The organism is Cedecea selenatireducens, assembly GCF_042138895.1.
GTDB classification, from domain to species: domain Bacteria; phylum Pseudomonadota; class Gammaproteobacteria; order Enterobacterales; family Enterobacteriaceae; genus Cedecea; species Cedecea selenatireducens.
Map to the genome: position 1 here is coordinate 1 of NZ_JBHIKW010000015.1, position 22,495 is coordinate 22,495.

Genomic DNA, 22,495 nt, shown 5'->3' on the forward strand with positions numbered 1-22,495 from the left:
ACCGGTTTGTTAAGCCGCTTTCGAAGCCGCTTTGCCGTGTCAGTGGAGGCGCATTATAGGGAGTTCTCAGAGCCTGACAACCCCTAATTTGAAAAAACTTTCTGACCGCGCGTTTTTTAATCGTAACGCTTATTTTTGGCGCTGTTTGATGGCTTTTGGCAGGTCAGCAAGGCTATTAATGACCAAATCTGCCGCCGCCTCGCCCTCTTCCGTTACAGGTTTGCCAGTGCGTACCAGCACTTTAGTCCCAACCATAGCTGCGGCGGCGGCCTGCATATCTTCAATTTTGTCGCCAACCATATAAGAAGAAGCCATATCGATGTGCAGGAAGTCACGTGCAGAAATCAGCATACCCGGCTGCGGCTTACGGCAGTCACAATTCTGACGAAACTCTTCCACGCTTCCTTCCGGGTGATGAGGGCAATAATAGATGCCGTCGAGATCCACACCGCGGTCCGCCAGCGACCAGTCCATCCACTCGGTCAGGTTCTCAAAATCTGCCTCGGTGAACATCCCGCGTGCGATGCCGGACTGGTTAGTTACCAGCACCAGAGCAAAGCCCATCTCTTTTAATTCGCGCATTGCCTCTATAGCACCATCAATAAACTCGAATCGGTCAACTTCATATACATAGCCATGATCGACATTAATGGTGCCATCGCGGTCGAGAAAAATAGCGGGTACGGACTGTGCCACTGGAGAACTCCTGATACGGATTAATTGCGGCTAGTATCGCATGATTTAGTAATAAGGAGAGAACAGTCCTTCACTCCCTGATTGATTTAGACGTCTGGATGCCTTAACATCCATATCGATTACGGTAACTTTGGTTACTGGTAGCAGAAAATTCCACGGCTATTACCTATACGATAATAAATAACTCAATGATTAAACTTTCAAATATCACCAAGGTGTTCCAGCAGGGCAACCGCAGCATACAGGCATTGAACAATGTCAGTCTGCATGTGCCTGCCGGGCAAATTTATGGCGTGATTGGCGCGTCCGGTGCGGGGAAAAGCACCCTCATCCGCTGTGTAAACCTGCTTGAGCGTCCGACTCAGGGTTCAGTTCTGGTTGATGGCCAGGACCTGACAACGCTTTCCGAAACCCAGTTAACTAAAGCCCGTCGCCAGATTGGCATGATCTTCCAGCACTTTAATCTGCTCTCTTCGCGTACCGTATTCGGCAACGTTGCTTTGCCGCTTGAGCTGGACAATACGCCAAAAGAAGAGATTAAACGCCGCGTTACCGAACTGCTGGATTTAGTTGGCCTCAGTGAAAAACACGATGCCTGGCCTGCAAACCTTTCCGGCGGGCAGAAACAGCGCGTGGCGATTGCCCGTGCACTGGCAAGCAATCCAAAAGTGCTGTTGTGCGACGAAGCCACCAGCGCGCTGGATCCCGCCACAACCCGCTCTATTCTGGAGCTGCTGAAAGACATTAATCGTCGCCTGGGGCTGACTATTCTGCTCATCACCCACGAGATGGATGTCGTAAAACGCATTTGTGACTGCGTGGCCGTGATCAGCAACGGCGAGCTTATCGAGCAGGATACGGTGAGCGAAGTGTTCTCCCATCCGAAAACGCCTCTGGCTCAGCAGTTTATCCAGTCCACTCTGCATCTCGACGTACCGGAAGATTACGCTCAGCGCCTGAGCGCAGAGAATAAAGAAAGCGCGGTACCTTTATTGCGCCTGGAGTTCACCGGCCAGTCGGTCGATGCCCCACTTCTCTCTGAAACAGCACGTACCTTCAACGTGAACAGCAACATTATTAGCGCGCAGATGGATTATGCCGGCGGCGTGAAGTTCGGCATCATGCTGTGCGAAATGCACGGCGAGCCAAAAGATACGCAATCGGCTATTGCCTGGCTGCAGGAGCAACACGTGAAAGTAGAGGTGCTGGGTTATGTCTGAAGCAATGATTTGGTTACTGGCCCGCGGCGTGTATGAAACGTTAGCCATGACCTTTGTTTCCGGTTTCTTCGGGTTTGTGATTGGCCTGCCTGTCGGCGTGTTGCTGTACATCACTCGCCCCGGGCAAATCAGCGCTAACGCGAAGCTTTATAGCAGCCTCTCGGCGGTAGTTAACATCTTCCGTTCTATCCCGTTCATTATTCTGCTCGTCTGGATGATTCCTTTTACCCGCGTCATCGTAGGAACTTCTATCGGCCTGCAGGCGGCGATCGTTCCATTGACCGTTGGTGCAGCGCCGTTTATTGCCCGAATGGTCGAAAACGCCCTGCTGGAAATCCCAACCGGTCTGATTGAAGCTTCACGCGCGATGGGCGCCACGCCGCTGCAAATCATCCGCAAAGTGTTGCTGCCGGAAGCGCTTCCGGGCCTGGTAAATGCCGCCACCATTACCCTTATTACCCTGGTAGGCTATTCTGCTATGGGCGGTGCCGTTGGTGCGGGTGGTCTGGGCCAGATTGGCTATCAGTACGGTTACATCGGCTACAACGCGACAGTAATGAATACCGTGCTGGTTCTGCTGGTCGTGCTGGTTTACTTAATTCAATTCTCTGGCGATCGTATCGTCAGGGCTGTTACACACAAATAAACACAACTGCATTCATACAAGGAAAAGGACATGGCTTTTAACTTTAAAACGTTCGCCGCGGTCGGCGCTCTGATTGGCTCTCTGGCCCTGGTGGGTTGCGGTCAGGAAGAAAAAGATCCAAACCACATTAAAGTCGGCGTGATTGCCGGTGCAGAACAGCAGGTTGCCGAAGTCGCTCAGAAAGTGGCTAAAGAGAAATATGGCCTCGACGTTGAGCTGGTGACCTTTACCGACTATGTGCTGCCAAACGAAGCGCTGAGCAAAGGCGACATCGACGTTAACGCCTTCCAGCACAAGCCTTATCTGGATCAGCAGATCAAAGATCGCGGTTATAAGCTGGTTTCCGTGGGCAATACTTTTGTTTACCCAATCGCCGGTTATTCCAAAAAAATCAAATCTCTGGATGAGCTGCAGCCGGGTTCTCAGGTAGCACTGCCAAACGACCCGACTAACCTCGGTCGCTCTCTGCTGCTGCTGCAGAAAGAAGGCCTGATTAAACTGAAAGACGGTGTTGGCCTGCTGCCAACCGTTCTGGATGTAACCGAGAACCCAAAAAATCTGAAGCTGGTTGAGCTGGAAGCACCGCAGCTGCCACGTTCTCTGGATGATGCTCAGATTGCTCTGGCGGTCATCAACACCACTTACGCCAGCCAGATTGGCCTGACGCCAGCGAAAGACGGCATCTTCGTTGAAGACAAAAACTCTCCTTATGTGAACCTGATCGTTTCTCGTGAAGACAACAAAGATGCAGAGAACGTGAAGAAATTCGTTCAGGCATACCAGTCTGACGAAGTGAACGAAGCGGCCAACAAAGTCTTTAACGGCGGCGCGGTTAAAGGCTGGTAAGTTTCCATTCTTCAGTTTTACGTAAATAATTAAAGGCGGGCGCAAGCCCGCCTTGTTATTTTGATTCGGGCTTGCTTCAATGTTCCCCGTTTTACATTCATTGAGGAAAAATTATGCGTGCTTTACCGATCTGTTTATTAGCATTCATGCTGAGCGGCTGTTCAATGCTAAGCAGATCCCCCGTAGAACCCGTTCAAAGCACGGCAGCTGCGCCGAAGACAGAAACCGAGAAACCTAAAGCACCTCGCCCTGCTCCGGTCAGAATCTACACCAACGCAGAAGACTTAGTGGGTAAACCGTTCCGTGATTTAGGTGAAGTCAGCGGAGAGTCTTGCCAGGCAAGCAATCAGGATTCGCCTCCGAATATCCCGACCGCACGCAAGCGCATGCAGATCAACGCTTCCAAAATGAAAGCCAATGCGGTTCTGCAGCACAGTTGTGATGTCACCACGGGTGCGCCAGGGTGCTATCGTCAGGCCATTTGCGTTGGATCTGCGCTACAAGTTTCGGCGCAATGACCGAATTCCAGTTTGCGCAAATTGGCGTAATTCGCTCTCCTTATAAAGAAAAGTTTGCCGTACCGCGTCAGCCAGGCTTAGTCAAAGATGGCGGCGGTGAACTGCGTCTGCTTGCGCCGTACAACCAGGCCGATGCCGTTCGCGGGCTGGAGGCTTTTAGTCACCTGTGGCTACTGTTTGTATTCCATCAAACGATGGAAGGCGGCTGGCGCCCAACGGTACGTCCTCCCCGGCTGGGGGGGAATGCCCGCATGGGCGTGTTTGCTACCCGCTCTACCTTCCGCCCCAATCCTATTGGCATGTCGCTGGTTGAACTGAAAGGCATTCATTGCCAGAAAGATGAAGTCATTTTGCAGCTTGGCAGCCTGGATTTGGTAGACGGTACGCCCATCGTGGATATCAAACCGTACCTGCCCTTCGCAGAAGCCGTACCGGATGCGCGTGCGGGCTATGCGCAACAGGCGCCTCAGGCAGAAATGAACGTAACCTTTACGCCCGAGGTTCAGCTACAGCTCGCCGGGCTGGAAGGCCGCTATCCGCATATTGCGCGTTTTATCTGCCAGGTACTTGCTCAGGACCCTCGTCCTGCTTATCGTAAAGGCGAGGATGTCGGGAAGACTTACGCTGTTCTGCTGCTGGACTTTAACGTCCGCTGGCGCGTCACAGAGCAAGGCTTTGAGGTGTTTGCGCTCGAAGCGAGTTAATTTAGCCCCCTCTCTTTTGACATCTCTGCCACACTGGTAAACTAAACCACTTTTTTTGAAGCAGGCCGCCCGTGGCCTGCGATCTGCCGTTCAAATGGAACCGTAACAACATGCGTACTAGCCAATATCTGCTCTCCACTCTGAAGGAGACACCTGCCGACGCTGAAGTAGTCAGCCACCAGCTGATGCTGCGCGCCGGGATGATCCGTAAGCTGGCCTCCGGTTTATACACCTGGCTGCCGACCGGTTTACGCGTCCTGAAGAAAGTCGAAAACATCGTGCGTGAAGAGATGAACAACGCCGGTGCTATCGAAATGTGCATGCCGGTGGTTCAGCCAGCCGACCTGTGGCAGGAGAGTGGACGTTGGGAGCAATACGGTCCGGAGTTACTGCGTTTTGTTGACCGTGGCGAACGTCCTTTCGTGCTGGGTCCAACTCACGAAGAAGTGATCACCGATCTGATTCGCAATGAGCTGAGCTCTTATAAGCAGCTGCCGCTGAATCTGTTCCAGATCCAGACCAAATTCCGTGATGAAGTGCGCCCACGTTTTGGCGTTATGCGTTCCCGCGAATTCCTGATGAAAGACGCCTACTCGTTCCATACGTCTCAGGAATCCCTGCAGGAAACCTATGACAAGATGTACGAGGCTTACAGCAAAATCTTCTCCCGCATGGGTCTGGATTTCCGCGCCGTGCAGGCGGACACCGGCTCCATCGGCGGCAGCGCCTCCCATGAGTTCCAGGTGCTGGCACAAAGCGGTGAAGATGATGTGATCTTCTCTGACAGCTCGGACTATGCGGCAAACATTGAGTTCGCTGAAGCCCTTGCGCCGGCAGCAGGCCGTGCAGCACCGACCGCTGAAATGAGCCAGATTGATACTCCGAATGCTAAAACCATCGCCGAGCTGGTAGAGCAGTTCAACCTGCCAATCGAGAAAACGGTTAAAACTCTGCTGGTGAAAGCGACCGAAGGTAGCGCTTATCCGCTGGTTGCTTTGCTGGTTCGTGGCGATCACGAGCTGAACGAAGTGAAAGCCGAGAAGCTGCCACAGGTAGCAAGCCCGCTGACGTTCGCCACCGAACAGGAAATTCGCGATATCGTGAAAGCTGGCCCTGGCTCCCTGGGTCCGATCAACCTGCCGGTTCCGGTTGTGATTGACCGCAGCGTAGCCGCTATGAGCGATTTCGCCGCTGGTGCAAACATCGACGGCAAGCACTTTGTCGGCATTAACTGGGAACGCGACGTTGCGCTGCCGGAAGTGGCTGACATTCGCAACGTTGTTGCCGGCGACCCGAGCCCGGATGGCAAAGGCACTTTGATGATCAAACGCGGCATCGAAGTGGGTCACATCTTCCAGCTAGGCACCAAGTACTCTGAGGCGCTGAAAGCTGCCGTTCAGGGCGAAGATGGCCGTAACCAGACGCTGACCATGGGCTGCTACGGTATCGGTGTTACCCGCGTGGTCGCCGCCGCCATTGAACAGAACTTTGATGACCGCGGTATTCTGTGGCCGGATGCTATCGCTCCGTTCCACGTTGCGATTCTGCCAATGAACATGCACAAGTCCTTCCGCGTGCAGCAGCTGGCTGAAGAGCTGTATACCACGCTGCGTGCGCAGGGTATCGACGTGCTGCTGGATGATCGTAAAGAGCGTCCAGGCGTGATGTTTGCCGATATGGAACTGATTGGCATTCCTCACACCATCGTTATCGGGGACCGTAATCTCGACAACGAAGAGATCGAATATAAACATCGCCGTGCCGGTGAAAAGCAGATGATCAAAACCAGCGAGATCGTTGATTTCCTGGTAAAGCAGATCAAAGGTTAATTTACCGCTGAGCATAAAAAAGCCCGTCCAGATGGACGGGCTTTTTCGTTTTAGTCGTTACAGTTTTTGCCGGGCTTAAACTTCGCACCCTTATCGGCAACCAGCGCTTTTTGCAGCTCTCCGCTATCAGGGGAGGCCTGCAGCGTAAAGTGCCCTTCTACCACCAGCAGAATTGGCGCATTGTTCTTACCGCGCGCTGCCGCATAGGCACGTTCCAGTTCGGCGTTATCCGCCACGGCAAAAGTTTTACCTGTAGCGCAGTCCTCAAATACAGCGGCGTCGGCCATGTATTGGTACTTACCTTTCATCGGCATTGGCGTTGACGGCAGCTTCGCATCCACCGCTTTCAGCGTGTAGTTGAACTGCGATTCAATCGAGTTGCCTTCGCGGTCCAGCATCACCAGGCTGTCGCCCTTTGGATGGAAGTACTGCTTCTCGCCTTCGCTGTCGGTCAGGACCAGCTTATCGGCGGTACGCGCCCATTTACCGTAGCTGGCAAACGAGGCTCCCTTCCCCTGATAAGTCTGGTTCATCACCCAGGTGCCGTCCTTTTCGAGGAACAGCGAGGTTTCAATCCCTTCACAGTCTGCGCAAGGTACTACGCCGCGATAGCTCTGCTGCATCGGTTTCAGTTCCGCCGCCTGAGCAGGGATCAGGGTTTGCGTTTCCGTACGATTATTACAGCCAAATAGCGTGAACAGGCTTAGCGCTGCCAGCGCCGCCAGAAGACTCTTCTTCATGCTTTATTCCTTATGCCATTGTCCCAACTTCGCCGCTACTCCGGATGGCGGCGAACTTTGCCGCGCAGTGCTTTGGTCGTCGACTTCTGCGCCTTAGAGGTCAGACGTCGCTCTTTAGAAGCTCGCGTCGGCTTTGTCGCGCGACGGCTCTTCTGCACTACGGTGAGTTCTTGTATCAGTGAAACCAGGCGAGCCACCGCCGCTTCACGGTTCATCTCCTGGCTTCGATATTCCTGGGCTTTGATCACCACGACGCCTTCAGGCGTGATCAAATGGTGACTTACTGCCAGCAGACGTATCTTATACGACTCGGGCAGGCTAGAGGCAGGGATATCAAAGCGCAAATGAATAGCCGTTGAGGTTTTATTCACATGCTGCCCGCCTGCACCCTGGGCGCGAATCGCGGTAATCGTGACTTCATTGTCCGGGATAGAAACCGTTCGCGACACTGAAATCATTGCTGCAGCCAGGCCGTAAAGTGGATTTCCAGATTATTCTCGCTATCAGACAGCCAAATCGCGCCGTCCTGGATAGTCGCCTGCAGGTTCATGGTGCGCGTGCCAAATTCGCTTAGCTTCGCCAGCTGTACGTCATCCAGATACCAGATAGACAGGTTTTTAAACTGGCTCAGGCGGTTCTGGTTCTGCTGCCACCAAATTTCCGCCGCCCGACTATTATAGGTAAACAACGCTACCTCGGCCGACTGGCTGCAGGCTTTTTTCACCCGTCGCTCTTCCGGCAGCCCAAGTTCTACCCACAGATCAATGCCGAGGTGATCGTTTTTACGCCAGATTTCCGGCTCGTCTTCCGCACTAAGGCCGCGGGTAAACTCCAGACGCTCATCCGCATATTTAATCCACGCCAGCAGGCGCAACATCATGCGTTCCTGCGTTTCCGAAGGGTGGCGCGCCAGCGTCAGGCTGCTGTCCAGAAACCGATTACGATCGAGATCGGCCACATTTACCGTCGCCTTATAAATTGTCGCTTTTAACGCCATCACACTTCTCCATACACAATTGCGCGCTATTGTAGCGAAATAACATACTCGCGGCTCGAAGTATGACGGGTATATTTGCGTGGCTGATATCGGTTACATTGCTGTGGTATAGTCACCTTGCTAAACAGAGTTTATCTTCGTAGGCTTAGACTTGACCCCACGAATAGGTCTGAAGTCGGGACTCTGAGAGGAGGGTATGTGGAAAAGTATTGTGAATTGGTTCGGCAACGCTACGCGGAAATTGCCAGCGGTGATTTAGGCTACATTCCTGATGCCTTAGGATGCGTATTGAAGGCTCTGAACGAAGTCGCCTCCAGCGAGGCCGTCTCGGAGTCGGTCAGGGAACAGGCGGCTTATGCTGCCGCGAACTTACTGGTGAGCGATTATGTCAATGAATGATGCGTATCAACCCATCAACTGTGATGATTATGACAATCTCGAGCTCGCCTGCCAGCATCACTTGTTACTGACGCTGGAGTTAAAAGACGGGGAGAGTTTCAAGGCCAAAGCGAGCGACCTGGTTTCTCGTAAAAACGTCGAATACCTGATTGTCGATGATGCAGGCGCTACGCGAGAGTTACGCCTCGATAAAATTAACAGCTTCAGCCACCCCGAAATTGGCACTATCGTGGTCAGCGTCGAATAACTGTTGTCACCGCATATAACGCAAAACGGGCAGCCAGGTTGGTTGCCCGTTTTGTTTACGGCTTCATTGAGGCGTAGTACGCCGCCAAATTGCTGATATCTTCGTTCGAAAGCCCGCTGACGTAAGCCTTCATGATTTCTGCCTGCCCACCGCTACGTTCCCCTTTTTTGTAAGCCTGAAGCGAGTGTTCCAGATAGGCTTCGCTCTGCCCACCGATGTTTGGATAGAGCGGGGCAGACGCTTTCCCACTCATGCCATGGCAGGCGACACAGGTCATGGCCTTTGCTTCCCCGGCTTGTGCATCTCCTTTAGCGAGAGCGGGTAAACTGCAGGCTATGAGCCCAAGCAGCAGTACAATTTTTTTCATTGCTCAACTCCCTTTTGCCAGTCTATATGCCAGCATGAATGTTCCGTGGCCTGCCCCTCGCGGGTGACAAAAATGCCTGGCGCAGCAATAAGCTGTTCGCCATAAAACAGCAGCGGCGTGGTATCTCGCTCCCACGGAGGAATACGCAGTTCCTGCCAGATTTTTTTCAGCGTCCGCCCTTTATCCCGGCCGACGATATGCAGCATACCTGGCGCTTTAAAGCGCAGGCTGACGGTTTCTCCCTCTGCTGGTGCACGTACCGCCATTCCCTTACCGCTGAGAGAAACCATTCCCAGCCCTGGAAGATGCAGCGGGCGATAAGGCGCAGGCCATAAATAGCTTTTATCCCGATCGACGTTGAGCCGCGGCACCCAATACAGCTCCCCCTGAAAACGCCTGATTTCATGCTCCCCCAGGCGAAGGCGAGGATTGGCATCTTCCCGGCTTAAGGCAACTTCCTGCCATAAACGCTGCAGAGAAGCTCTGGACGGCATCGCGGCACGATGAAACGCCAGCCAGCGTCGCACCAGAGCAAATCGTCTGGCCTCGCTCATCGTCAACATCGGTTCAAGGCGCAGCGCACCCTGCTCTGACATTAACGTATCCAGTTGTTCCGCCAACAACTCGTCAAGGAGCTGCTCCTGCTCGCCGCACAGCTCAGCGCTGCGGGCAACGCTACGGGAAAAGTGTGGCCATCGCTGCTGCAAAAGGGGAACAACCCTCAGGCGCAGGAAATTTCGGTCGTATTTATCATCCTGGTTGCTTTCGTCTTCAATCCAGCTGAGCCGGTAAGCGTGAGCCCACTCTTCGAGCTGTGAGCGAGATGTTGTCAGCAAAGGACGCAATAATGAGGTATCGCCAAAGGGCAAGATAGCGGGCATCGACGCCAGTCCGGCCGGGCCGCTTCCACGCTTGAGCGCCAGCAGGAAGGTCTCGCACTGATCGTCCAGATGCTGCGCCGTGAGCAAAACTTCTCCGGCGAGGAGCGAATCCGATAACGCCTGATAGCGAGCCGCTCTCGCCTCCCCTTCAATCCCCTGCCCACCGGCAGGAAGCTGCACATGAGCCACATCAAAAGGCACACGCCATGCCGCACAAAGCGCCCGGCAATGTTCTACCCAGCTATCTGCCCTTGGGCTTAGTCCGTGGTGGATATGCATCGCTCTGATATTAAGTTCAGGCTGAACAGTATCGCGCAGGGTCACCAGCTGATGCAGCATAACGGTCGAGTCCAGCCCGCCGCTGAACGCCACCAGCAGCTGGCGATGAGGATGCAGGAAGGACTGAAGTTCGCGGATAGTCATAGTTCGTCGTTACGAAGGGTTTGCCCGGCAAATTACCGGGCATTCGCGACGCTGGCAAGGTTTACTGCTGATAAAGTTCCAGCGGCAAACCGTCAGGATCGCTGAAGAAAGTGAAGCTTTTGTTGGTCAGGGGATCGATGCGAATCGGTTCGCATTTTACGCCATGGCTTTCCAGGTGCGTTATCGCCTGCTCGATGTTATCCACGCTGAAGGCCAGATGACGAAGTCCGCAGGCCTCCGGGCGGCTCGGGCGCGCTGGCGGGAACGGGAAAGAGAACAGCTCAATCACATACTGGCCGTTCAACGCCAGATCGCCTTTCCAGGAATCTCGCTCTTTGCGGTAAACTTCCGACTCAAGCGTGAACTCCAGTACATCGCAATAGAATTGCTTACTGCGTTCGTAGTCCGACGCGATAATCGCGACGTGATGAATTTGCTTTAAACCCAGCATAAAATCTCCTTAGTCACTGCAGGGAAGGTAATCATCGCTTCCCTGCAAAGCAAGCTCTCAGGCCTCTTTTAGGACTCGTACTCTGTAGATCCCATCCTCACCAAGTTTTGTACCATGAATATCGGTTTCGAAGCCGGGATAGTGCTCTCCAACCGAGCAAAGCATCAGCAGGAAGTCGAGCACCGCGCGGCTCTCTTTGGTGATAACCTCTCCCGGCATTACCACCGGAACGCCCGGCGGATAAGGCAGGATCATGTTGGCTGATACTCTCCCCAAAAGCTCTTCAATCTCCACCGTTTCTACGTTGCCTTTGACCTGCTGCTGATAGGCTTCGTGCGGCGTCATGCGCATTTCCGGCAGGACGTCAAAAGCGCGCAGCATCAGATCCGGCAGGTTATGCTGCTTGATGAGCTTGTGGATCCCCTGCGCCAGCGTCTGAATACGCATATTGCGATAAAAGTCAGGATCTTCCGCGTACAGATCCGGCAGCATATTCTTCACCCGCAGATTAAGATCGTAAGAGCGCTTAAACTCCGTCAACCCACGCAGCAGGCTTAGCGCTTTTGTCTTATCAATGCCGATGCTGAACAGGAACAGCAGGTTATACGGACCGGTTTTCTCTACCACGACGCCGCGCTCATCGAGAAACTTGGCCACCAGCGCCGCCGGGATCCCCTCTTCCGCCATCTCCCCCAGCTCGCTCATGCCCGGTGTCAGGATGGTCACTTTGATCGGATCGAGATACATATGATCCGCATCGGCATCCCGGAAGCCGTGCCAGTCTTCTTCGCCTGGCGCAATAGGCCAGCATTCTGCCTCGTCAACATGATCGGGCTGCCAGATGTCGAAGAACCAGTCTTCTGATTCTTCACGCAGGCGCTGCACTTCCCGGCGGAAATGCAAAGCTCGCTCTACGGAACGGTTGATCAGCCTTTTACCGGGATTGCCGCGCATCATCGCCGCCGCGGTTTCAATGGAGGCCACCAGCGGGTAGCTCGGGGAAGTTGTGGTATGCATCATGTAGGCTTCGTTAAAGGTATCTTCATCGTAGTCACCTTTAATATGAATCAGCGAAGCCTGTGAGAAAGCCGCCAGCAGCTTATGGGTCGACTGGGTTTCATAGATAACCTTGCCCGGAACCCTGTCGCCACTCATGCCGCTTTTCCCCTGATAAATCGGGTGGAAATTGGTATAGGGCACCCACGCTGAATCAAAATGAATCGACGGCACATCCAGCGTTGTTTTGATGAAGTCGGTGTTATACAACAGCCCGTCGTAGGTCGAGTTGGTGATAACCGCGTGTACCGGCCACTGTGCATTCGGGGTTTCAGCGACCTTATTCTCGATATTTTCTCGAGTGAACTCGCGCTGTGGGATCCCCCCCAGAATACCCAGCGCGTTACGCGTAGGCTTCAGCCAGATCGGCACCAGGTTAGTCATCATCAGCAAATGGGTCAGTGACTTATGGCAGTTACGATCGACCAGTATTGTGCTGCCCGACGGCGCGGCGTACATACCAACAATTTTGTTGGATGTCGAAGTGCCGTTGGTCACCATATAGCTTTGCTCGGCGCCAAAAGTGCGGGCGATATACTCTTCTGCCTCCAGGTGAGGGCCGGTATGGTCAAGCAGTGAGCCCAGCTCCGTCACCGAAATAGAGACGTCGGCCTTCAGCGTGTTACCGCCGAAGAAGTCGTAAAACAGACAGCCGACCGGGCTTTTTTGGTAGGCGGTACCGGCCATATGCCCTGGCGTACAGAAGGTATATTTCCCCTCTTTCACATAGGTGAACAGCGCTTTGGTCAGCGGCGGCGTAATCGTATCCAGGTACTCATCGGTGTACTGGCGAATACGCAGGGCGATGTCGTCGGCCGCGCTAAGCGCGTACTCGAAGAACCACAGCGCCATGCGCATTTCATTCACGCTAACATCCAGAGAAGAGTGGGTATTGATGAATGCGTACAGCGGCAGATCTTCATTTAGCAGGTTGATTTCGCTGCACAAGTCGAGGCTGTATTCGTCCCAGTCAAAAACAACGCCACAAATGCGCGGGTTGTGCTCGATCAGCTTAAGCAAGTCGGTACTGTTGGTCGGGTAGATGAGCTGAAAGCCGTGCAGTTCCAGCGCGCGATGAAGTTCCTTGATGGGCTCGTCTTTGTAGAAAACGCCGTGCGGCCCCATGATCGCAATGGTATTCAATGTTCACCTCCTGGAAAAAGACTGTGCTAAGCATAGCGTAATGGGATTTTCCATGAAGCTATAAATGCAAAAAGGGCCGGAAAATCCGACCCTTATCGTTATTCAACACCCTAAAATCAGGCGTAGCCGTAGCTCATCAGACGCTGGTAGCGACGGTTTAACAGCTCGTCTTTATTCAGCACATCGAGATCGGCCAGATCGGCCAGCAGCTGTGCACGCAGGGAAGCAGCCATCACTTCCGGGTTGCGGTGCGCGCCGCCCAGCGGCTCGGGGATCACGGTATCAATAAGCTTCAGCTCTTTCAGACGCGGAGCAACAATGCCCATTGCTTCTGCGGCCAGCGGAGCTTTATCGGCGCTTTTCCACAGAATGGACGCGCAGCCTTCTGGAGAGATAACGGAATAGGTGCTGTACTGCAGCATATTCACTTTGTCGCCCACGCCAATCGCCAGCGCGCCGCCGGAGCCACCTTCACCGATAACGGTACAGATGACCGGCACCTTCAGGCGGGACATTTCACGCAGGTTACGGGCAATCGCTTCAGACTGACCACGCTCTTCGGCGCCAACGCCCGGATAAGCTCCCGGCGTGTCGATGAAGGTGATGATCGGCATGTTAAAGCGTTCAGCCATTTCCATCAGGCGCAGCGCTTTGCGGTAGCCTTCCGGGGCCGGCATCCCGAAGTTACGACGGATTTTCTCTTTGGTTTCACGCCCTTTCTGATGACCAATGATCATCACCGGACGGCCTTCCAGACGAGCGATACCCCCGACAATGGCTTTATCGTCGGCATAGGCACGGTCACCCGCCAGTTCGTCAAACTCATCAAAAGCCAGACGAACGTAATCCAGGGTGTACGGACGCTGCGGATGGCGCGCCAGCTGCGCTATCTGCCATGCGCCTAAATCAGCGAAGATCTTGCGGGTCAGCTCAACGCTTTTCTCGCGCAGACGCTGCACTTCTTCGTCCAGATTAATATCCAGTTTTTCATCCTGGCGGCTAACGGCCGTCAGGGAATCGATTTTCGCTTCCAGCTCTGCAATCGGCTGTTCGAAATCAAGGAAATTCAGACTCATAATATTCCTGTTTTAGTCAAACTCCAGTTCCACCTGCTCCGAACCAATCAGCGTTCGCAAATCGTTAAGTAAACGATCGCTAGGGGAAACACGCCATGTCGCACCGAAGCGCAACCGGGCTCGTGCATCCACCCTCTGATAGTAGAGATGTACTGGAATTGTCCCCGAACGATGGGGTTCCAGAGACTGACGGAGACGGTTTAAAAGCTGGTCATCAATTTGCCTGTCCGTCAGCGAGATAGCAAGCCCACGCGCGTACTTTTCACGGGCTTCGTCGATGTCCATCAGCTCGCGGGCCGTCATTTTAAGCCCTCCGCTGAAGTCATCAAAGCTGACCTGTCCGCTGACGATCAGGATACGGTCTTTTTCCAGCAGATGCTGGTATTTTTCTAGTGCATCTGTGAATAACATCACTTCCAGACGACCAGAGCGGTCATCCAGCGTACAGATGCCGATGCGATTACCTCGCTTGGTGACCATCACCCGCGAAGCAATCACCAGACCCGCAGCCGTGGTCATTTTACCACGTTCTGTCGGGTGCATCTCTTTCAGGCGCATGCCACCGACATAGCGCTCAATTTCTTTCAGGTACTGGTTAATCGGGTGGCCGGTAAGATACAGCCCAAGCGTTTCACGCTCCCCTTCCAGCACCACATGATCCGGCCATGGGGTCACGCTGGCGTAGGATTTTTCGACCTGCTCTGGCTCTTCTGCCAGTACGCCGAACATATCCGCCTGGCCGATGGCTTCCGCTTTCGCGTGCTGGTCGGCCGCTTTCAGCGCATCACCTAAAGCGTTCATCAGTGCGGCACGGTGCGGCCCAAGCCGGTCGAATGCCCCGGACATAATGAGTTTTTCCAGCACCCTGCGATTCAGCTTTTTGATATCGGAGCGAGCACATAAATCAAAGAGATCGAGGAAGTGCCCGCCCTGATTTCGCGCCTCGATAATGGCTTCAATAGGGCCTTCGCCCACGCCTTTGATCGCGCCGATACCGTAAACAATTTCCCCGTCATCGTTAACGTGGAAATGATAAAGACCAGAGTTAATGTCCGGCGACAGAACTTTCAGCCCCATGCGCCAGCACTCATCCACCAGGCCAACCACTTTCTCGGTATTATCCATATCGGCGGTCATTACGGCCGCCATAAATTCTGCCGGATAGTGCGCCTTCAGCCACAGCGTCTGGTAAGAAACCAAAGCATAGGCGGCGGAGTGAGATTTGTTAAAGCCGTACCCGGCAAATTTCTCCACCAGGTCAAAGATTTTCATCGACAGCTCGCCGTCGACGCCGTTATTTATCGCGCCCTCTTCAAAGGTGCCGCGCTGCTTGGCCATTTCTTCCGGTTTCTTTTTACCCATCGCACGGCGCAGCATGTCCGCGCCGCCAAGGGTATAACCAGAAAGTACCTGGGCAATCTGCATAACCTGTTCCTGATACAGGATGATGCCGTAGGTTGGCTCCAGTACCGGTTTCAGGCTTTCGTGCTGCCATTCCACGTCCGGATAAGAAATCGCTTCGCGCCCGTGCTTACGGTCGATGAAGTTATCTACCATCCCTGACTGCAGCGGGCCCGGGCGGAACAGGGCCACGAGGGCAATCATATCTTCGAAGCAGTCAGGCTGCAGACGCTTAATCAGGTCCTTCATGCCGCGCGATTCAAGCTGGAAGACCGCAGTGGTTTCCGAGCGCTGCAGCATGTCGAAGCTTTTCTTGTCCTCGAGCGGGATGGCGGCGATATCAATCGGCTCCAGCCCCTGTTTTGCCCGACGCGGGTTGATCATTTTCAGCGCCCAGTCGATGATCGTCAGCGTACGCAGCCCCAGGAAGTCAAACTTCACCAGGCCGGCATATTCAACGTCGTTTTTATCAAACTGGGTAACAGGGTGCTGCCCCTGATCGTCACAATAAAGCGGCGCAAAATCAGTAATTTTGGTCGGCGCAATAACCACGCCACCGGCGTGCTTCCCGGCATTGCGCGTAACGCCTTCCAGCTTGCGCGCCATGTCGATCAGCGCTTTAACCTCTTCGTCAGCTTCGTAGATCTCCGGCAGTTGAGGCTCGGCCTCGAAGGCTTTCGCCAGCGTCATACCGGGATCGGGAGGAACCAGCTTGGAGATACGATCGACAAAGCCGTATGGGTGGCCGAGCACGCGGCCTACGTCACGAATAACCGCTTTCGCCGCCATCGTACCGAAGGTAATGATCTGCGAAACGGCTTCACGGCCATACATTTCCGATACGTGGTCGATAACCTGGTCACGTTTTTCCATGCAGAAATCGACGTCGAAGTCCGGCATCGAAACACGTTCCGGGTTAAGGAAACGTTCGAACAGCAGGTCAAATTCAAGCGGATCGAGATCGGTGATTTTCAGCGCATAGGCCACCAGCGACCCCGCACCGGAACCACGCCCCGGTCCCACAGGCACGCCGTTATCCTTGGACCACTGGATAAATTCCATCACGATCAGGAAGTAGCCGGGGAACCCCATCTGGTTAATAACCTGCAGCTCGATATCCAAACGCTCGTCGTATTCAGGGCGTTTTTGGGCTCGCTCGTCAGGATCCGGGAACAGGAACTCAAGACGCTCCTCCAGCCCTTCTTTGGATTTCATGACCAGGAAATCTTCGGTGGTCATTTCACCGGTAGGGAACTGCGGCAGGAAGTATTCGCCAAGGCGCACGGTAACGTTGCAGCGTTTTGCGATTTCGACGCTGTTTTCCAGCGCTTCCGGAATATCCGAGAACAGCTCGCACATCTCTTCTTCGCTACGCATATATTGCTGAGCGGAGTAATTGCGCGGGCGCTTAGGATCGTCCAGCGTGAAGCCGTCGTGGATAGCTACGCGGATTTCATGCGCGTCAAAGTCGCCAGCGTCGATAAAACGGACGTCATTGGTTGCCACCACCGGCAGGCCGCGTTCGTCAGCCAGCGCTACGGCGGCGTGGAGATAGTTCTCTTCGTCCACTCGACCGGTACGAATCAATTCCAGATAGAAGCGATCGGCAAAATGCTGCTGCCAGAATTCCAGGCACTGATCGACCAGCGGCTGATTCCCACGAAGCAGGCTTTTACCAATATCTCCCATGCGCCCGCCGGACAGCAGGATCAGACCTTCATTTAGCTCAACCAGCCATTCACGGTCAATTATTGGGCCCGCGGCGCCGTAGCCACGCTGATAGGCACGAGAAATCAGTAAGGTAAGATTTTGGTAACCTTCGTTGTTCGCGGCCAGCACCGTCAAATGACTCAGTTCGTCACCCAACAGCTCGTTAGCCACGTTGAAGTCTGCGCCGATGATAGGCTTAATGCCGGCACCATGGCCGGAACCGTAGAATTTCACCAGCCCGCAAAGGTTGGTGAAATCGGTGATAGCGAGAGCAGGCATGCCCAGCGCCGCGGCTTTTTTTACCAGCGGCCCGGTTTTAGCCAGCCCATCAATCATGGAATAGTCGCTGTGCACCCGAAGGTGAATGAAACGTGGTTCAGCCATCTCTCACCAATTACTCTGTATCAGCTACTCGCGCTCAGGACACCAGCCCAAGCACGCGTTTGACGGGACCGAAGCTGCGGCGATGATGCTCGGTGGCGCCATGCTCGGCCAGCTTTTCGAGATGAAAAGCGGTTGGATAGCCCTTGTGTTGGGCAAAACCGTATTGCGGGAAGCTAAGATCCAGCTCGGCCATTTCACGATCGCGCGTGACCTTGGCAAGTATTGACGCCGCGCTGATTTCTGCAACCCGGCTGTCGCCTTTTACCACCGCCAGCGACGGCACAGGCAGCGCAGGGCAACGGTTTCCATCGATCAGCACGTATTCCGGCACCACGCTCAAGCCTGCGACAGCACGCTGCATTGCCAGCATGGTGGCATGCAGGATATTGATTTTATCGATCTCTTCCGGCTCGGCGCGGCCCAGACTCCAGCTCAGCGCTTTCTCAATTATCTCGTCATACAGCGCCAGGCGACGCTTCTCTGATAGTTTTTTTGAATCTGCCAGGCCCACGATCGGCCTTGCCGGATCGAGGATCACCGCAGCGGTAACGACTGCGCCAACCAAAGGCCCGCGGCCCACTTCATCAACGCCTGCAACGAGATGCGTATGCGGGTAAACGAATTCGATCATTGAGCCAGCTCCAGCACGGCGTCCGCCGCCTGTTGGTCCGCGTTGCAACGGATCTGCTGATGCAACGCCCGGAAGGTATCGTGCATTTGATGACTGACCGCGCCGTCTTCCAGCAGTGGCTCCAGCGCACAGGCAAGCCCGATAGGCTCACACTCGTTTTGCAGCAGTTCTTTAACCAGCTCACGCCCTGCCAGCAGATTAGGCAGGGAAACATAGTCAGTTTTCACCAGGCGCTTCGCCAGCCAGAAGGTAAACGGCTTCATGCGATAGCCTACGACCATCGGGCATTTCGCCAGCATACATTCAAGCGCTGCCGTACCGGAGGCCAGAAGCGCTGCGTCACTGGCAATCATCGCTTCACGTGCTTTTCCATCAAGCAGATGGACGTGTAGCTCTGGGGCAATCTCGGCCTTAATTTTTTCAAACTGCTCGCGACGTTTTGCATTCACCAGCGGCACGACAACTTCCAGCGCAGGCCAGCGCTTACGCAGTAATTGAGCGGTTCTCAGGAAGTCCGCGCTGAGCATTTCGACCTCAGCGCCGCGGCTGCCGGGCAGCAGCGCCAGGCATTTTGCATCAGGCGCAATACCTAACGTTGCGCGAGCGGCATTTTTATCCGGATCCAGCGGCATGGCATCTGCCATGGTGTGCCCGATGAAGCGACACGGGACGTTAAACCGGTCGTAAAACGCTTTTTCGAAAGGCAGAAAAGCCAGCACCAGATCGGTCGATCTGCCAATTTTGAAAACGCGTTTTTGTCGCCATGCCCAAACGGACGGGCTGACGTAGTGGATCGTGCGGATCCCCTGCTTCTTGAGGTTGCCTTCGAGGGTAATGTTGAAATCCGGCGCATCGATGCCGACGAACACGTCCGGCTGCAGCTCGGTGAAGCGCTTCGTGAGGTCACTGCGGATGTGAAGCAGGCGGCGTAAACGGCCCAGCACTTCAACAATGCCCATGACCGCAAGCTCTTCCATCTCATACCAGGTTTCACAACCTTCGGCCTGCATGAGCGGCCCGGCTACGCCAACAAAGCGAGCATCAGGCACCCGGGCTTTAAGTTCGCGGATGAGACCGGCACCAAGAATATCGCCGGAAGTTTCTCCGGCGACCAGGGCAATCGTGAGGGGACGACCAGGCTTCATTTAGCGAATCAAACCACGCGTGGAGCGCGCAAAGAATTCAACAAATGCGTTCACTTCCGGATGCTGAGCTGCAATTTCAGCAATTTCCGGCTTCGCCTCTTCAAGCGTTTTGCCGCTGCGATAGAGGATCTTGTAGGCGTTACGAATAGCGTGCAGCGCCTCTTTGCTGAAACCGCGACGCTTCAGGCCTTCGATGTTCACGCCAAACGGTGTCGCATGGTTGCCCTGCGCGATAACGTAAGGTGGAACGTCCTGCGCGACGCCGGAACAGCCGCCAACCATAACGTGAGCACCGATGATGCAGAACTGATGCACCGCGGTCATCCCACCGATGATGGCGTGATCCCCAATTTGTACGTGACCTGCGAGCGTTGCGTTGTTCGCGAGGATAACGCGATCGCCAACCCGACAATCATGCGCAATATGCGCATTGATCATCAGCAGGTTATCGCTACCCACCTTCGTCAATCCCTCGTCTTGTACCGTTCCGCGATGGATGGTGACGCTTTCGCGAATGCGGTTGCGATCGCCAATTTCCACACGAGTCGGCTCACCCGCATATTTCAGATCCTGATTAACTTCACCGATAGACGCGAACTGGTAAATCTCGTTATCACGGCCAATTTTAGTATGGCCGTTTACGACAACATGGGATTTCAGTACCGTACCTTCGCCGATTTCAACGTTTGGACCTACGAGACAAAACGGGCCAATGTGGACGTTAGGGCCGATAACGGCACCCTCTTCCACGATAGCGGTTGGATGAATAAAGGCGGACTTATCAATCACGTATTAGGCCTCCCGGCTGCGTGCGCACATCATGGTTGCTTCGCAGACAATTTTTCCGTCAACGGTCGCAACGCCTTTGAAACGCGTCAGACCACGACGAGTTTTCTCAAAGGTGACTTCCATAACCATCTGATCGCCTGGCACGACCGGGCGCTTGAAGCGCGCTTCATCGATACCAGCAAAATAGTACAGTTCACCAGGCTCAAGTTTACCCACGCTTTTAAACGCCAGAATACCGGTAGCCTGCGCCATGGCTTCCAGAATCAGCACGCCTGGGAAAATTGGCTTGCCCGGGAAGTGGCCCTGGAAAAACGGCTCATTTACAGAGACATTTTTTACTGCGCGCAGAAAACGACCTTCTTCAAAATCCAGCACGCGGTCAACCAGCAAGAACGGATAACGGTGCGGCAGAAGCTCTAAAATCTCTTCAATGTGCAGAGTATGAGTGTCAGTTGTCAAAATACTCTTCCTGTCTAAATATTCTAAATGACAATAATAACACGGCCTGCGGCTATCAAAGAAAGCCAGCAGGCCGCAAATCAAAACGCGCGGCTCACGCTCCAACCCTTATGGCCGGAAGCACGGCAGCGCAGGGAGCAGGCGACGATCAGTCTTGTTGATTGACCTTACGTTCGATGGTTTTTAAGCGTTTGCTCATCTCATCGATATTCATCACCAGGGCAGCGGTTTTACGCCACGCTTTATTAGGCTGCAGTGGGATCCCCGAGGAGTAAACCCCTGGTTCGGTGATCGGGCGCATTACCATGCCCATACCGGTCACGGTCACCTTGTCACAGATTTCCATATGGCCGTTGATCACGCTGGCACCACCAATCATGCAATAACGGCCAATTTTCAGGCTGCCTGCCATGATAACGCCACCCGCAACCGCGGTATTGTCGCCAATCACAACGTTATGTGCAATCTGGCACTGGTTATCAATGATAACACCATTGCCGATAATCGTGTCATCCAGTGCACCGCGGTCGATAGTTGTGCAGGCGCCAATCTCAACGCGATCGCCAATAATCACCCGGCCCAGCTGAGGAATCTTCACCCAGTTACCGCGATCGTTGGCATAACCGAAGCCGTCAGAGCCAATCACAGTACTGGACTGAATCAGGCATTGGGCGCCGATTTCGATGTTGTGATAGATGGAGACATTCGCCCACAAACGGCTGCCAGCGCCGATTTTGGTATTTTTGCCTACGAAACAGCCCGCGCCAATAACCACGTTATCGCCAAGCTCAACGCCCGATTCGATAACGGCATTCGCGCCGACGGAAACATTATTACCCAGCTTAGCCGTCGCATCGATCGCCGCGCTGGGTGCGATATCACTTGCAGGCTGAGGCGTGGTATCAAGAATTTGTGCCATACGGGCATAGGTCAGGTAGGGATTCTTCACTACCAGCGCCGCACTTTTGGCGTAAGGGAGGTCGGCTTCGGTCATGACGACGGCAGAAGCCTGGCAGACTGCCAGATGTTCACGATAACGAGGATTAACCATGAACGTGATGTGGCCAGACTGAGCAGTTTGCATAGATGCAACGCCGGTGATGACGAGATCGCCATCACCGTGCAATTCTGCATCCAACTGCTGGGCTAATTCAGCCAGTCGAATTGAAGACATTACTTATTTAACCTGTTTCAGTACGTCTGCAGTGATGTCTTTCACGTCGTTACCTGCGTAAGCAACGGTGTTTGCATCCAGAACAACATCATAACCTTTGTCATCTGCAACTTTCTTCACAGCGGCCTGGATACGAGTAACCAGTTTGCTGCGCTCTTCGTTGGAACGACGGTTGCGATCCTGCTCAAAAGCCTGTGCTTTTTCGGAGAACGACTGACGTTGAGCCATCACGTCTTTTTCCATTTTGCTGCGATCTGAAGCTTTCATGGTTGAACCATCGCGCTGCAGGCGTTGCATTTTGGATTGCAGATCGTTTTCCATCCCCTGCAGTTCGCCGGCACGGCCTTTGAACTCATTTTCCAGGGTTTTAGAAACACCAGTGCTTTGTGCGACCTGTTGGAACAGGTTGCCCATGTTAACTACTGCGATGCTGGAGGCAGCCTGAGCGCCGGCTGAAGCAACCATAGCAATCCCGAGACCTGCGGCAACTAACCACTTTTTCACAATAAACTCCTTACCATCCCATAGGTGTCCGAAGACACTGTTTTTTTGCGAACACCCGC

Annotated in this window: 24 protein-coding genes; 8 read left to right on the top strand and 16 right to left on the bottom strand. The window is 54.0% G+C overall.

Annotation, left to right across the window (positions count from 1 at the left end; translation table 11 throughout):
* Nucleotides 1–129 precede the first annotated feature (129 nt).
* Nucleotides 130–696 carry a D-glycero-beta-D-manno-heptose 1,7-bisphosphate 7-phosphatase gene (gene gmhB / locus ACE38U_RS19440; RefSeq protein ID WP_038475392.1) on the bottom strand — a complete coding sequence of 189 codons (567 nt, stop codon included), beginning with the start codon at nucleotides 694–696 and terminating at the stop codon, nucleotides 130–132.
* Nucleotides 697–884: 188 nt separating this feature from the next.
* Here gmhB and metN point away from each other — a divergent pair, with 188 nt between their 5' ends.
* From metN to proS, 6 genes are all read left to right on the top strand, one after another.
* A complete protein-coding gene (metN, locus tag ACE38U_RS19445; RefSeq protein WP_038475394.1) occupies nucleotides 885–1,916 on the top strand; it encodes a methionine ABC transporter ATP-binding protein MetN in 1,032 nt (343 codons plus the stop codon).
* The gene (locus tag ACE38U_RS19450; protein ID WP_038475396.1) at nucleotides 1,909–2,562 is read left to right on the top strand and encodes a methionine ABC transporter permease MetI; all 654 of its coding nucleotides are present in this window, start codon (nucleotides 1,909–1,911) and stop codon (nucleotides 2,560–2,562) included. Before metN ends, ACE38U_RS19450 begins: the two co-directional genes overlap by 8 nt.
* Nucleotides 2,563–2,592: 30 nt before the next feature.
* A complete protein-coding gene (gene metQ / locus ACE38U_RS19455; RefSeq protein ID WP_038475398.1) occupies nucleotides 2,593–3,408 on the top strand; it encodes a methionine ABC transporter substrate-binding lipoprotein MetQ in 816 nt (271 codons plus the stop codon).
* A 113-nt stretch (nucleotides 3,409–3,521) separates the two neighbouring features.
* Nucleotides 3,522–3,926 (top strand): envelope stress sensor lipoprotein RcsF, encoded by a 405-nt coding sequence (gene rcsF, locus ACE38U_RS19460; RefSeq protein WP_038475400.1) that lies wholly within the window; start codon nucleotides 3,522–3,524, stop codon nucleotides 3,924–3,926.
* On the top strand, nucleotides 3,923–4,630 hold the full coding sequence (gene tsaA, locus ACE38U_RS19465; protein WP_375530384.1) for a tRNA (N6-threonylcarbamoyladenosine(37)-N6)-methyltransferase TrmO: 708 nt from the start codon (nucleotides 3,923–3,925) through the stop codon (nucleotides 4,628–4,630). Before rcsF ends, tsaA begins: the two co-directional genes overlap by 4 nt.
* Before the next feature lie 110 nt (nucleotides 4,631–4,740).
* Nucleotides 4,741–6,459 carry a proline--tRNA ligase gene (proS, locus tag ACE38U_RS19470; RefSeq protein ID WP_038482937.1) on the top strand — a complete coding sequence of 573 codons (1,719 nt, stop codon included), beginning with the start codon at nucleotides 4,741–4,743 and terminating at the stop codon, nucleotides 6,457–6,459.
* Between the two features lie 50 nt (nucleotides 6,460–6,509).
* Here the strand turns inward: proS and nlpE are convergent, their stop codons facing one another.
* Genes nlpE through ACE38U_RS19485 form a run of 3 tightly spaced genes read right to left on the bottom strand, consistent with a single transcriptional unit; the run spans nucleotide 6,510 to nucleotide 8,196 of the window.
* Nucleotides 6,510–7,199, bottom strand: coding sequence for an envelope stress response activation lipoprotein NlpE (gene nlpE, locus ACE38U_RS19475; protein ID WP_375530385.1), 690 nt, complete (start codon nucleotides 7,197–7,199; stop codon nucleotides 6,510–6,512).
* Between the two features lie 35 nt (nucleotides 7,200–7,234).
* Complete coding sequence (arfB, locus tag ACE38U_RS19480; protein ID WP_038475407.1) at nucleotides 7,235–7,657, bottom strand: alternative ribosome rescue aminoacyl-tRNA hydrolase ArfB; 423 nt, start codon at nucleotides 7,655–7,657, stop codon at nucleotides 7,235–7,237.
* Complete coding sequence (locus tag ACE38U_RS19485; protein ID WP_038475409.1) at nucleotides 7,654–8,196, bottom strand: YaeQ family protein; 543 nt, start codon at nucleotides 8,194–8,196, stop codon at nucleotides 7,654–7,656. Before ACE38U_RS19485 ends, arfB begins: the two co-directional genes overlap by 4 nt.
* Nucleotides 8,197–8,394: 198 nt before the next feature.
* Here ACE38U_RS19485 and ACE38U_RS19490 point away from each other — a divergent pair, with 198 nt between their 5' ends.
* Both ACE38U_RS19490 and rof read left to right on the top strand, forming a co-directional pair.
* Nucleotides 8,395–8,595: a YaeP family protein gene (locus ACE38U_RS19490; protein WP_008456963.1), complete on the top strand. Its 201-nt coding sequence runs from the start codon at nucleotides 8,395–8,397 to the stop codon at nucleotides 8,593–8,595.
* Entirely contained in the window at nucleotides 8,582–8,842 is a 261-nt protein-coding gene (rof, locus tag ACE38U_RS19495; protein WP_071842944.1) for a Rho-binding antiterminator, read from the top strand. Before ACE38U_RS19490 ends, rof begins: the two co-directional genes overlap by 14 nt.
* A gap of 55 nt (nucleotides 8,843–8,897) precedes the next feature.
* Here rof and ACE38U_RS19500 read toward each other — a convergent pair whose 3' ends face one another.
* The 12 genes from ACE38U_RS19500 to skp form a co-directional block, all read right to left on the bottom strand.
* Entirely contained in the window at nucleotides 8,898–9,209 is a 312-nt protein-coding gene (locus ACE38U_RS19500; RefSeq protein WP_375530386.1) for a c-type cytochrome, read from the bottom strand.
* On the bottom strand, nucleotides 9,206–10,513 hold the full coding sequence (gene tilS / locus ACE38U_RS19505) for a tRNA lysidine(34) synthetase TilS (protein WP_375530387.1): 1,308 nt from the start codon (nucleotides 10,511–10,513) through the stop codon (nucleotides 9,206–9,208). The genes ACE38U_RS19500 and tilS overlap by 4 nt, the downstream gene beginning before the upstream one ends.
* A gap of 61 nt (nucleotides 10,514–10,574) precedes the next feature.
* Nucleotides 10,575–10,964 (bottom strand): VOC family protein, encoded by a 390-nt coding sequence (locus ACE38U_RS19510; RefSeq protein WP_038475416.1) that lies wholly within the window; start codon nucleotides 10,962–10,964, stop codon nucleotides 10,575–10,577.
* A 57-nt stretch (nucleotides 10,965–11,021) separates the two neighbouring features.
* Nucleotides 11,022–13,163: a lysine decarboxylase LdcC gene (locus ACE38U_RS19515; RefSeq protein WP_375530388.1), complete on the bottom strand. Its 2,142-nt coding sequence runs from the start codon at nucleotides 13,161–13,163 to the stop codon at nucleotides 11,022–11,024.
* Between the two features lie 116 nt (nucleotides 13,164–13,279).
* Complete coding sequence (gene accA, locus ACE38U_RS19520; protein WP_038475420.1) at nucleotides 13,280–14,239, bottom strand: acetyl-CoA carboxylase carboxyl transferase subunit alpha; 960 nt, start codon at nucleotides 14,237–14,239, stop codon at nucleotides 13,280–13,282.
* Between the two features lie 12 nt (nucleotides 14,240–14,251).
* Entirely contained in the window at nucleotides 14,252–17,734 is a 3,483-nt protein-coding gene (dnaE, locus tag ACE38U_RS19525) for a DNA polymerase III subunit alpha (protein ID WP_038475422.1), read from the bottom strand.
* A gap of 34 nt (nucleotides 17,735–17,768) precedes the next feature.
* On the bottom strand, nucleotides 17,769–18,365 hold the full coding sequence (gene rnhB / locus ACE38U_RS19530) for a ribonuclease HII (protein WP_038475424.1): 597 nt from the start codon (nucleotides 18,363–18,365) through the stop codon (nucleotides 17,769–17,771).
* Complete coding sequence (gene lpxB / locus ACE38U_RS19535) at nucleotides 18,362–19,510, bottom strand: lipid-A-disaccharide synthase (protein ID WP_038475426.1); 1,149 nt, start codon at nucleotides 19,508–19,510, stop codon at nucleotides 18,362–18,364. The genes rnhB and lpxB overlap by 4 nt, the downstream gene beginning before the upstream one ends.
* Entirely contained in the window at nucleotides 19,511–20,299 is a 789-nt protein-coding gene (gene lpxA, locus ACE38U_RS19540; RefSeq protein ID WP_176981387.1) for an acyl-ACP--UDP-N-acetylglucosamine O-acyltransferase, read from the bottom strand.
* 3 nt (nucleotides 20,300–20,302) lie between these two features.
* On the bottom strand, nucleotides 20,303–20,758 hold the full coding sequence (gene fabZ, locus ACE38U_RS19545; RefSeq protein ID WP_016534975.1) for a 3-hydroxyacyl-ACP dehydratase FabZ: 456 nt from the start codon (nucleotides 20,756–20,758) through the stop codon (nucleotides 20,303–20,305).
* 148 nt (nucleotides 20,759–20,906) lie between these two features.
* Entirely contained in the window at nucleotides 20,907–21,932 is a 1,026-nt protein-coding gene (gene lpxD, locus ACE38U_RS19550; RefSeq protein ID WP_176981388.1) for a UDP-3-O-(3-hydroxymyristoyl)glucosamine N-acyltransferase, read from the bottom strand.
* A gap of 3 nt (nucleotides 21,933–21,935) precedes the next feature.
* Nucleotides 21,936–22,436 carry a molecular chaperone Skp gene (gene skp / locus ACE38U_RS19555; RefSeq protein WP_038475434.1) on the bottom strand — a complete coding sequence of 167 codons (501 nt, stop codon included), beginning with the start codon at nucleotides 22,434–22,436 and terminating at the stop codon, nucleotides 21,936–21,938.
* Nucleotides 22,437–22,495: the final 59 nt, after the last annotated feature.